The 12,681-nt window shown below is 37.9% G+C and carries 6 protein-coding genes; 5 read left to right on the top strand and 1 reads right to left on the bottom strand.

The features are described from left to right. Positions 1-3: 3 nt before the first annotated feature. Together prc and C0W29_RS00720 are read left to right on the top strand one after the other, a co-directional pair. Positions 4-2,007, top strand: coding sequence for a carboxy terminal-processing peptidase (prc, locus tag C0W29_RS00725; RefSeq protein ID WP_045042002.1), 2,004 nt, complete (start codon positions 4-6; stop codon positions 2,005-2,007). Positions 2,008-2,241: 234 nt separating this feature from the next. Continuing rightward, positions 2,242-2,907 carry a lipocalin family protein gene (locus C0W29_RS00720; RefSeq protein ID WP_045044511.1) on the top strand — a complete coding sequence of 222 codons (666 nt, stop codon included), beginning with the start codon at positions 2,242-2,244 and terminating at the stop codon, positions 2,905-2,907. Between the two features lie 101 nt (positions 2,908-3,008). Here C0W29_RS00720 and pncB read toward each other — a convergent pair whose 3' ends face one another. After that, positions 3,009-4,208 (bottom strand): nicotinate phosphoribosyltransferase, encoded by a 1,200-nt coding sequence (pncB, locus tag C0W29_RS00715; protein WP_045044512.1) that lies wholly within the window; start codon positions 4,206-4,208, stop codon positions 3,009-3,011. A 380-nt stretch (positions 4,209-4,588) separates the two neighbouring features. On the opposite strand from pncB, the gene pepN reads away from it, so the two are divergent. From pepN to C0W29_RS00700, 3 genes are all read left to right on the top strand, one after another. After that, complete coding sequence (pepN, locus tag C0W29_RS00710; RefSeq protein WP_045042004.1) at positions 4,589-7,219, top strand: aminopeptidase N; 2,631 nt, start codon at positions 4,589-4,591, stop codon at positions 7,217-7,219. 117 nt (positions 7,220-7,336) lie between these two features. Further along, positions 7,337-7,555 carry a DUF2835 domain-containing protein gene (locus C0W29_RS00705; protein WP_045042005.1) on the top strand — a complete coding sequence of 73 codons (219 nt, stop codon included), beginning with the start codon at positions 7,337-7,339 and terminating at the stop codon, positions 7,553-7,555. Between the two features lie 83 nt (positions 7,556-7,638). Next, positions 7,639-12,459: an NAD-glutamate dehydrogenase gene (locus C0W29_RS00700; RefSeq protein ID WP_107174213.1), complete on the top strand. Its 4,821-nt coding sequence runs from the start codon at positions 7,639-7,641 to the stop codon at positions 12,457-12,459. Positions 12,460-12,681: the final 222 nt, after the last annotated feature.

Genomic DNA, 12,681 nt, shown 5'->3' with positions numbered 1-12,681 from the left:
CACATGAATTGTCGATTCCGTTTCTCACTGATAGCTGCTGGCATGATGCTAGCAGCTTCGGTTCAAGCCGCTGAGGCTAAGTATTCATTAAGTGATGTGCCGCACCTTGCTCCTGAAAAACAGCATGCAACCGCGAGCACTAGGGTGGCTTCGCGTTATACGCGTTCTCACTATAAGCATTTTGCACTTGATGATCAGTTCTCTGGACAAGTATTCAATCGTTATATTGAAATGCTTGATTATAATAAAAGCTTTCTTGACGCAACAGATGTTGAACAGTTTGGAAAATGGAAAAATCAGTTAGATGATCAACTGAAATCAGGGAATACATCAGCTGCATTTGATATTTTTAACAAAGTCCTTCAACGTCGTTTTGAACGTTATCAATTTGCACTTACTCAACTTGATACCGAAATAAAGTTTGATGATAAAGATGATTTTGTTATTGATCGTTCAGAACTTGAATGGCCGAAAAACAGCACTGAATTGAATGAGATTTGGCGACAACGAGTTAAATACGACGCGTTAAATCTTAAACTTGCAGGTAAAGAATGGCCTGAGATTCAAAAAACGTTAACTAAACGTTATAACAATGCAATTAAGCGTCTAACACAAACTCATAGTGAAGATGTATTTCAGTTATATATGAATGCTTTCTCACGTGAAGTCGATCCACATACAAGTTATTTATCGCCACGCAATGCTGAACAATTTCAGGCAGAGATGAATCTGTCATTAGAAGGAATTGGCGCAGTATTACAGGTAGAAGATGATTATACCAAGATCCGTTCTTTAGTTGCTGGTGGACCAGCTGCGAGTTCGAAAAAAATAGCAGCAGGTGATCGCATTATTGGCGTTGGTCAAGAAGGCAAGAAAGTTGTTGATGTAATTGGTTGGCGTCTTGATGATGTTGTTCAGTTAATCAAAGGGCCGAAAGGCAGTAAGGTTATTCTGGATATATTACCTGAAGGCAATAATGCAAAGAGTTACACCGTAACGATTGTACGAGATAAGATTCGTCTTGAAGATCGTGCTGCTAAGTCGGAAGTGAAAACTATCGATGGTAAAAAGATCGGTGTGCTTGAAATTCCAAGCTTTTATGTGGGATTATCAAAAGATACCAAAAAAGAACTGATTAAATTGAATGATCAGAATGTTGATGGTGTTGTAATCGACTTACGTAATAATGGCGGTGGTGCTTTAACTGAAGCGACTGCGTTAACAGGTTTATTTATTTCGAGTGGGCCGGTTGTGCAAGTGCGAGACAGTTATGGTCGAATTAAAGTAAATGGTGATTCAGACGATCAAATTTCGTTTGATGGGCCGTTGACTGTATTAGTTAACCGCTATAGTGCATCTGCTTCAGAGATTTTTGCTGCAGCAATGCAAGATTATGGACGTGCTATTGTTTTAGGCGAGCAATCTTTTGGTAAAGGTACGGTGCAACAACACCGATCGTTAAATCATCTTTATGATTTATTTGATAAACCATTAGGCCATGTTCAATATACTATCCAAAAATTTTACCGTATTAATGGTGGAAGTACTCAAAACCTAGGTGTTGTACCTGATATTTCTTTCCCTTCAGCGATTGATCCATCTGAAACGGGAGAAAGTGTTGAGGATAATGCATTACCTTGGGATAGTATTAAACCAGCAGGTTATCAGAAGTTACATGACTATAGTACGCTTGTACCGATACTAACAGCTGAGCACCAAACCCGTATTAAAAATAATATGGAATTTGGTTTTATCAATGAAGATATTATTACCTATAAAAAGGAAAAAGATATCAATACAATTTCATTGAATGAAAAGACACGTATAGCTGAACAAGATAAAGAGGATGCTGATCGTTTAGCCCGCTTAAATAAACGTCAAAAAGTGTTAGGTGAAAAGCCTTTTGCTGATTTGGATGCGGTGCCGAAAGATTATGAAGCTCCAGATGTTTATCTTGATGAAGCCATTGCGATAACAGCTGATTTTAGTAATCAAAAACAATCGTAAGTATGATACGGAATGACATTATCTTGTTGATGTCTCTATTATTAAAGCGCTCTTAGGAGCGCTTTTTTTGTCTGTGATTTTTTGTATTATTATTGAGAGAGATTAAATCATAAAGTGTGATAATCAGCATATTTTTCATCGAAAATTAGGTTTCCCAACTAGCTTTAAGTATGAGACCTCTGCAATTTGAAGGGGAAATACAAAAGCTAAAATATTCAGCAAGGGGAAATGCGTATGATGAAGACGTTTTATTTTTTCTGGTTATTTATCTTGAGCTTGTTCAGTGTAAATTCGATTGCTGATGATATTACTGAATTTGACTACCCCTTTTTATTAGGTAATTGGTATTGGTTTAGTAATCAACAAGAGGGTATAGAAAGTGATGGTGAAAGTTATCGTGCAATGCATGTAATGTTTAAATCAGACTATCACTTTTCGATGCGATTATTACGGATTGATGGCAAAGTTGAGCAGTGGACGGGTAACTATGATATTGATGATACCAATATCACTTTCTTTTCATCTGGTGATGATGATCAAATGCATACCTATTTGCTTAATTATAATCGGTTTGTTCTTGATGGTGCTCACTTCACCAAACTTGCACCTGAACATTTAGCTGGAAATTGGCGAACAGAAACTATTTCAGGACAAGATGTAGCTGATAATATTTCAGAGTTTGCATTATCTTTACGTCCTGATTTTTTATTTTCGGCTGAAATATCTAATCAAGCAGGGAAAAAGAAAGAGCACCGAGGTGTGTATTATTTAGAAGATGATCAGATAGTATTATTGTATGAAGAAGGGCAACATGACAGTTATTTTGTATTAAATGGACATAACACTTTAACGCTTACCAACAAGCATTTTGGAATGGAAGCAATATTAAGTCGAGAGTAATAGCAACGATGGGTTGTATTAGTATGGTATTAAAAGCATAAAAAAGCGAACAATGATTGTTCGCTTTTTTATTGAATGATAACTTTATCTTTTGTAGCCAATTATTCGTTGACTAGTTTAAAAGCAGTACGTAGCTGGTCTAGATAGTTTTCATCACGACAAATGCTCTTTCCTGGTTCATCAGAAATCTTTGCTACTGGTCGACCTTCACATTCCGTCAATTTTAAAACAACATTTAGTGTTTTAACACCAGGTAAATCACAGGTGAGTTGAGTACCGATACCGAAACTAACATTGATATGATCATTAAAGTGTTTATAAATAACTAATGCTTTATCAAGTGTTAGGCTATCTGAAAATACTAAAGATTTAGTTTTTGGGTCAATACCTAAAGATTTATAGTGCGTAATGGCTTTTTCACCCCAAGAAATAGGGTCACCACTATCATGGCGTAAACCAATAAAGCGCTCTGAAAGGCGTTGATCGAAATCGCGTAAGAATGCATCCATGTTGATACAGTCAGTTAACGCAATGCCTAAATCATGAGGATATTCTTGTAACCAACGATTAAGGGCTAGTTGCTGGGAATCAGCCAATTCACCTGAAAGTTGTTGATGTGCTTGGAACCATTCATGTGCTTGAGTACCGACAGGTGTTAAACCACGCGTGTAAGCAAGATAGTAGTTCGATGTTCCTTTAAATTCAGGCATATTGTCTTTTAAATAATCAACAACATGATGGTGAACATCTTTTGAAAAACGGCGACGAGTACCAAAGTCAACTAACGCAAATTGGCTTAAATCACACTTTTTAGCGTCGTGATAGAAGCGGTCAATTTTTGATTTTAACTGCTCAATTGCCATCGCTGTAGTGGCTTGTGGGTAAAGATGTTTACAGCGAATTTCACAAATAATGGCAAGTAAAGGTACTTCCCATAAAATGATACTCAGCCATGTGCCACGAATAGTAATTGCTAATTGATCACCGGAGGTATCAATTTCAACATCATTTGCATTAAGTTTGAAATCTTTTAGAAACGCAAGGTAATCGGCATGAAAGAAAGTCAGAGTCGATAAGAAGTCAAGTTCACCTTGAGTGAAAGATAAGGTCGCAATTTGATCAATTTGTGCTTTAATTTCAGCAGCATACGGACGTAAATCTTCTTCGCTACGGCAATGAAATTCTGCCACAGCTTCAACGCCTGGGTATTGATGGAAAACGGCTTGTTGCATATGCAGTTTATAAGCATCAGTATCAAGCAGGGAGTCGATAACCCCATTATTGTGTCTGTTATTATTCATATCTGGTAGTAGATACTCAAATTAATAAACTTAAAGAATTTATTTTTATAATTATAGGATCTTTAAATTCAATGTCTTGGACATGGTTTATAAGACTTAGTAAATAAATAACTAAACTATTTAACTGGTGTGAGATTGTGACCTAAGAGGTTAACTACGTCAAGGAATATCAAGTTTACCTATTGTGACTGTTGCATTAATCATCTCAACGTGTATTGCTATTAATATACGTAAACGATTACGTTAGCGATAATAAATATTGTCTATGAATTCAAGCTTGAAAAGTGTTATTGGTGACACAATATCAATTATATAACAGTCAACATTAATCGGTAGCTCGTGCATTTAGCATTGGAGCTAATCATAAAGGATTTCAAATAATGACAGAACATTCTACTGTGACTCAACCAGCAGCAAAATATCGTTCAGACTATCGTTCGCCTGATTATACCATTACTGATATTGATCTGACATTTGACCTTAATGATACCAAGACCACTGTTGTTGCCATTAGTCATGTAGTACGTCTTAGCGAACAAGCGGACGCTGAGTTAGTGTTAGACGGTGATGATTTAACATTAATTAACGTGAGTGTGAATGGTCAAGCTTGGCAAGATTACCACCAGCAGTCAGGACATTTAACGTTAACAAACCTTCCTGCTGATTTTGAATTGGCGATTACGACTGAAATTAATCCTGAAGCCAATACCTTACTTGAAGGTCTATATAAATCTGGTGGTGGTTTCTGTACCCAGTGTGAAGCAGAAGGTTTCCGTCGTATAACGTTTTATTTAGATCGTCCAGATGTTTTAGCACGTTTCACGACTAAAATTATTGCAGATAAAGCCGCTTTTCCTTACATGCTAAGCAATGGTAATCGTATTGCAGAAGGTGAGCTTGATAATGGGCGTCATTGGGTTCAGTGGCAAGACCCATTCCCTAAACCATCTTACTTATTTGCACTTGTTGCCGGTGATTTCGATGTCTTACGTGACACATTTACCACTATGAGCGGACGTGATGTTGCACTAGAGATTTTTGTCGATAAGGGCAATCTTGATCGTGCCGATTATGCGATGACATCCCTTAAAAACTCAATGAAGTGGGATGAAGAACGTTTCGGTCTTGAATACGATCTTGATATCTACATGATTGTGGCGGTTGATTTCTTTAATATGGGCGCAATGGAGAATAAAGGTCTTAATGTCTTTAACTCTAAATTTGTATTAGCCAATCCAAACACCGCTACAGATACTGATTATCAAGGTATTGAAGCCGTTATTGGTCATGAATATTTCCATAATTGGACCGGTAACCGCGTTACTTGTCGTGATTGGTTCCAATTGAGTTTAAAAGAAGGCTTAACGGTGTTCCGTGATCAAGAGTTTTCGTCTGATTTGGGCTCTCGACCTGTTAACCGTATTGCTAATGTACGTATTGTTCGTGGACCACAATTCGCTGAAGATCGTGGTCCAATGTCACACCCAATTCGTCCTGAAAAAGTGATTCAGATGAATAATTTCTATACCTTAACTGTGTATGAAAAGGGTAGTGAGGTGATCCGCATGCTTCATACTTTATTAGGTGAAGCAAACTTCCAAGCTGGCATGAAGCTGTATTTTGAGCGTCATGATGGCACTGCTGCAACGTGTGATGATTTTGCACAAGCAATGGAAGATGCATCGGGAATTGATCTTAGCCGTTTCCGTCGTTGGTACAGTCAAGCAGGTACGCCTGTTGTAACAGTATCAACAGCTTATGATGCGGAGAAGGCGAGTTACGCTGTAACTATTCGCCAACAGACACCAGCTACGGCTGAGCAAGTTGAAAAGCAGCCGTTACATATTCCTTTTGATATTGAGTTATACAATAGCAAAGGTGAAGTGATTGCTTTACAGAGTAATGGCCAATCGGTACATCATGTACTTGATGTAAAAGAAGCCGAGCAAACATTTGTGTTTGATAATGTAGTCGAGCAACCTGTTATTTCTATGCTACGTGAGTTTTCTGCTCCGGTAATTTTAGAATATGACTACACTGATGATGAACTTATTTTCTTAATGGTTCACGCATCTAATGAATTTGCTCGTTGGGATGCGGGTCAAATGTTATTGGCAAAATATATCCGCCAAAATGTAGAACGTGTACAACAGGGTCAAAATATTACATTACCTGACGCGGTTATTGATGCTTTCCGTGGCGCATTACTGGATGAAAATCTTGATCCAGCTTTTATTGCTGAAATGCTAACTCTGCCAAGTGAAAATGAAATTGCAGGTTGGTATACAACTGTTGATGTGGATGCGATTAATCAGGTTGCTGGCGCATTTACGCAATTATTAGCCACTGAGATGGAAGATGAGTTTAGCGCAATTTATCATAGCTTAACTCAAGCTAAATATAGCCTCGATCATGCGGCAATGGCACAACGTGCACTGCGTAATAAATGCTTGTCATACCTTGCATATACAGAGCAAGGAAATGCATTAGTTGCTGCGCAATATAAAGCAGCAGATAACATGACAGATACAATGGCCGCAATGTCGGCTGCAAATAATGCGCAACTTAGTTGTCGTGCTGCGCAAATGGCTGACTTTAGTGATAAGTGGAGCCATGATGGTTTAGTGATGGATAAATGGTTTATGTTGCAAGGTACAAATCCTGCTGCTGATGCATTAGAGAATGTACGTAATACTATGAATCACCCAACATTTAGCCTTAAAAACCCAAATCGCACCCGTAGTTTAGTTGCAGGTTTTAGTGCTAATAATCCGGTACATTTTCATGCTAAAGATGGTTCTGGCTATGAATTTTTAACTGAGATATTAGTGATTTTAAACACCAGTAATCCGCAAGTTGCTGCGCGTTTAATTGAGCCATTGCTTAAACTTCGTCATTACGATGTGAGTCGTCAACAATTGATGCGTGCTCAACTTGAAAAGTTAGCTGCCATGGATAATCTGGCAAAAGACTTATTTGAAAAAGTACAAAAAGCACTTGACCAAAAATAATCATTCGTGATTTAAATGGTTATGAAACTAAAGCCAGCCACTAAAATAGTGACTGGCTTTTATTTTATGCTATTGTTTTATAATATTTTTAAATCTTTAGATATAGGTTAATAAGTTATGCGCAGTTTTACGTTTAACGTTAATATTAGCTACAATATATTCTTACAGCACTATTCTGGTGCCGCAAGTAGTGTGGTGGTATTAACCGATACGGGATTAAAGCTTCAATTGCCAGCGGTGAGGTTACGTGGATTTTTAACTCATGCAGGTATAGCTGGAAAATTTCGTGTTTTAGTTAATAGCGATAACAAATTCGAGACAATTGAACGTATTTAGATTAATACTCCTCTAAAAAGTTACGCCCCCAGCATCAAACTCTATACTTATTAGTATAATTATAAAGATGTTGGAGCATATGCATGACTGCACCCGACAATATCGTCCCCGTTTTACTTGAAAAAGTGTATGACTTAATTGCTGAAAAAGTAAAGCCCCCTCAACGTGTTTTAGTTATGACACTCGCCCAGCAACTATTAGGGCAGCTCGCCGATGACGACCTGTTACAGCGTAACGAATCTGATCTTTATGGTGCGATCCTGAGTTTATGGCAACATTTGGCTATGAACAAACCGGATCAGATCTCTGTTAGAGTTTACAACCCAAGTGTTAGTCTTCATGGCTGGAAATCGACTCATACCGTGGTTGAGATTGTGACACCGGATCAGCCATTTTTAGTTGATTCTGTTCGAATGGTGTTAGATCGACTCGATATAACAAGCCATTTAATGCTTAATGGACCGTATCGCTTTCAACGTGATGATGATGGACAAATTATTAAGGCTTGTAGTGATGATGGCGATCCACAAACTTTATTTCATATTGAGGTTGATCGTTTACCTACAAAAGCCGAAATAGCGCAATTAAAGCGGGAGTTAACTTCTTTATTAAAAGACATTACGCTGGTGGTACATGATTGGCAGCCAATGCAACAAAAGTTACTGCAAATAGCGTCTGAATTGCAAGATCATGATTTACCTATTTCAAAGGAACATAGCCAAGAAGCACTCGAGTTCATTGATTGGTTAACTCAGCATAATTTTACCTTTATGGGCTATCATACTTATGATCTTAGCGTTGTAGATGGCGATTATGAATTAACACCGGTTAAACATACTGGTTTAGGGCTACTCACTAAAACCACATCAGCGGCTTCATTTAGATTATCTAGCCTTCCTGAATCTGCACGTATTGAGGCACAAAAACCTGAAGTACTTATTCTTACCAAGAGTAATGGTAAGTCACGTATTCATCGTCCAGCTTATATTGATTATGTTGGTATTAAACGATTTGATATTGAAGGCAATATTATTGGGGAGCACCGCTTTATTGGCTTATACGCCTCAAGTGCTTATCATCAAACCGTCAGTAATATTCCTTTAATACGTAATCGTGTTAGTCGTATCTTACAAGCCAGTGGATATTCACCTGGATCTTATTCGTGGAAAGCGTTAAATAACATATTAGAAACCTATCCTCGCGATGAGCTTATTCAAGCGAATGAAAATGAAATGCTAACTGTGGGGATGGGCGTCGTACAGATGCAAAATCGTGATTTATTACGGTTATTTATTCGGCGAGATCCCTTTGGTCGTTTTTTTTCATGCATGGTGTATGTCAGTAAAGAACGCTATAACACTGAGCTAAGGCGAAAGACGCAACGGATATTAAAAGCGTATCTTGGGTCTAATGAACATGTTGAGTTTACGACGTTTTTTTCAGAGAGTCGGTTAGCTCGAACGCATTATATTGTGCGAGTTGATAACAATAATAGCGATATTGATGTTAAAGAGATTGAGCATAATTTGGTAGAAGTCGCTTCATTGTGGGAAGACAGATTAACTCATGCTTTAGTCGCTAATCTTGGTGAAAGTAAAGGTATTGCGGTGGCTAAAAATTATGCCAATGCATTTCCTCGATCTTATAAAGAACAAATGCTACCCGGTTATGCTGTCGCGGATGTACTTCAATTAGAACAGCTAAGCGATACTAACAAGCTTGGCATGCTATTTTATCGACCCCAAGAAGAAGCTTCAGATTCTTGTGTCGTTAAACTTAAACTTTTTCACCGAACTCAACCCATCTACCTTTCTGATGTCATGCCAATGTTGGAGAACTTAGGTTTACGTGTTGTTGGTGAATCTCCATATCAAGTTATAACGGCAAAGAATACCGTTTATTGGGTGCTTGATTTTTCAATGCTACATAGCCGCCGTGGTGGTATTGATTTAATAGAAGCAAGAGATCGGTTTCAAAATGCATTGGCTTTGATTTGGCAAGGAACACTTGAGAGTGATGGTTTTAATCGATTAGTGCTAAATGCAGGATTAACTGGGCGAGAAGTGACTATTTTGCGTTGTTACGCTCGCTATATGCGCCAAGTCGGGTTTCCATTTAGTCAGCAATATATTGAAGATACGTTAACGTACCATAGTGATATTGCATGCGATTTAGTAAAGCTGTTTCAGTTACGCTTTAATACAAAATGCAATCATTCACTCAAAAACGAGCAAGCGTTAGTGTCAAAATTAGAGCAAAAGTTAGAATTGGTAGAAAGTTTAGATGATGATCGTATTATTCGACGTTATATCGATATGATTCTAGCAACTGTTCGCACTAATTATTATCAACATGATAGTGACTATCAACCTAAGCATTGTTTAGCTGTAAAACTATTACCCACTAATATTCCCGACATTCCAGCCCCCATTCCAATGTTTGAAATTTTTGTGTATGCACCTGATATTGAAGGAGTGCATTTACGGGCAGGTAAAATTGCTCGTGGTGGGCTGCGTTGGTCGGATAGACAGGAAGATTTTAGAACCGAAATATTAGGTTTAGTGAAAGCACAGCAAGTAAAAAATACGGTAATCGTACCTGTGGGGGCTAAAGGTGGCTTTGTATGTAAACGGCAACTGCAATTAAAAACGCGAGAAGAAGTCACTCATGAAGGTATGCGTTGTTATAAACATTTTATAGAAGCGCTACTTGATGTGACTGACAATATTATAGAAGGTAAGGTTGTTGCACCGGTAGATGTTCGTTGCCATGATGACGATGATCCTTATTTGGTTGTTGCTGCAGATAAAGGCACTGCCACTTTTTCTGATTTAGCTAATTCAATCTCTGCAGATTATCAACTATGGTTAGGTGATGCCTTTGCCTCTGGAGGATCACATGGTTATGACCATAAGCAGATGGGCATTACTGCGAAAGGAGGATGGGAATCAGTTAAACGGCATTTCCGTGAATTAGGGATTAATTGTCAAACGACGCCATTTACCTGCGTTGGTATTGGTGATATGGCCGGTGATGTGTTTGGTAATGGTATGTTACTTTCACCTCATGTTTGTTTAATTGCTGCTTTTAATCATCAACATATTTTCATTGATCCAGCACCAGATGAACAGGCCAGTACTCAAGAAAGGCAGCGCTTATTTGAATTACCACGGTCTAGTTGGCAAGATTATAATTCAACACTCATTTCGGCTGGTGGCGGTGTGTTTTCTCGTCGTAGCAAGGCGATTAAACTTACGCCAGAGATAAAAAAATTACTGCAAACAAAAAAACACAGCTGTACCCCGAATGAATTGATTCAATTGATTTTGATGATGGATGTTGATTTGTTGTGGAATGGCGGTATTGGTACCTATATTAAAGCAGAAACAGAATCAAATACTGATGTTGGCGATCGTGCGAATGATGGATTACGAATTAATGGTAATCAATTAAAAGCAAAGATTGTTGGGGAAGGTGGCAACCTCGGCCTAACTCAATTAGGACGGATTGAGTATGCTAAACAAGGGGGAAGGGTTAATTGTGATTTTATTGATAATGTCGGGGGTGTTGACTGCTCTGATAATGAAGTAAATATAAAAATCTTATTAAATAGCCTCGTTGTTGCTGGTGATTTGACTTATAAGCAGCGCAATGTGTTATTGGATAAGATGGAAGCCGATGTGAGTCAACAAGTATTAGCTGATGCTTATTGTCAAAGTGAATCAATATCGGTTACTCAATACCAGAAGACGGTATTACTGAAAGAACAAATTCGTTTTATTCATCATTTAGAGCGAATAGGGAAATTGGACCGTTGTCTTGAGTATTTACCTGATGATGAAACTTTAATTGAACGAGAAAAAGCAGGAATAGGTCTGACTCGGCCTGAACTATCAGTGCTGGTGGCTTATGGGAAAATGGTCTTAAAACAACAATTAGAGAGTGATGATATTGCTAATGAAGCTTTTCACCGTAACCAGTTAGCGAAATATTTTCCATCAGCATTACAACGATATCACCCACAAATGAATCATCATCCGTTAACTAAAGAAATTATAGCGACAGCATTAGCTAATCAGATGTCGAATGAAATGGGGTGTAATTTTGTTACGCGGCTACATGAAGAGACAGGCTCATTAATAACGGATATTGCATCTGCGTATGTTGTGGGACGTGAAATATTCAATTTTCCTGAACTGTATAGCGCTATTCGTCGATTAGATAACCAAGTTGCCACAGAGACACAATACGACATGCTGTTTCAATGTCGTCGAATGTTACGCCGAATAACGCGATGGCTGTTACGTAATCAAGATAGAAAGTTAACGATAGAACAACAGATCAGTTTCTATACGCCTTATATTATTGATTTACGGGAAAACTTAGAAAGTTACCTTGTCACGGACGAAGTACAAGAGCATCAACAGCAAGCTCAACGTTTGATAAACGTCGGTGTACCTCAAAGTTTGGCTAATGATATTGTGCGGCTATCAAGTTTATATTGTGCGATGGATATTGGTCAAATTGCAGATCATCAACAACAGGATGTAAGCCATATTGCTCGCGTGTATTTTATTGTTGGTGTTGATTTATCATTACACTGGTTTTTGAAACAAATTAATAATCAACCCGTAGATAATCACTGGCAAGCATTGGCACGAGCATCATTTAGGGAAGAGCTCGATTGGCAACAACGACAACTCACTATTTCAGTTATTCAAAATACAGCCTCTCAGCCAGAAGAGTGTGTACGGCAATGGATTGATCAACATCCTGTTCCGATTAAGCGTTGGGAAAGTGTATTAACGGAATTTAAAATAGGGACAGTGCATGAATTTGCTAAATTTGCCGTAGCACTAAGAGAGTTAACATTATTAAATATTCATTCTAAATCAGCTGAATAATCAGAACGCGTTATTTTAAGTAATAAAAATGTACTTTATTGGTTGTTTTTTCGTGATCAACATGTGTCTTGCTGTGGGTTTTTGGCAGCAGCTACGAAAACGTTTGCTTTTAATAACAATTATTTTAAATAAGAGCTATTTATAACTCATTGTAAATATTGACATAAAATATAAGCTGCTGTTTTATTGATAATAATCAAATGAATAAGGATTGTATTTAGC

The sequence above is a fragment of the Photobacterium kishitanii genome, from assembly GCF_003026355.1.
Lineage (GTDB): Bacteria > Pseudomonadota > Gammaproteobacteria > Enterobacterales > Vibrionaceae > Photobacterium > Photobacterium kishitanii.
Note: the sequence above shows the minus strand (reverse complement) of the source record. Positions and strands in the feature narration are given on the sequence as shown.

Coding starts and splice junctions, on each gene's coding strand:
- C0W29_RS00705 (WP_045042005.1), top strand. CDS start 7,337: ATGCGCAGTTTTACGTTTAACGTTAATATTAGCTACAATATATTCTTA.
- pepN (WP_045042004.1), top strand. CDS start 4,589: ATGACAGAACATTCTACTGTGACTCAACCAGCAGCAAAATATCGTTCA.
- C0W29_RS00720 (WP_045044511.1), top strand. CDS start 2,242: ATGATGAAGACGTTTTATTTTTTCTGGTTATTTATCTTGAGCTTGTTC.
- C0W29_RS00700 (WP_107174213.1), top strand. CDS start 7,639: ATGACTGCACCCGACAATATCGTCCCCGTTTTACTTGAAAAAGTGTAT.
- pncB (WP_045044512.1), bottom strand. CDS start 4,208: ATGAATAATAACAGACACAATAATGGGGTTATCGACTCCCTGCTTGAT.
- prc (WP_045042002.1), top strand. CDS start 4: ATGAATTGTCGATTCCGTTTCTCACTGATAGCTGCTGGCATGATGCTA.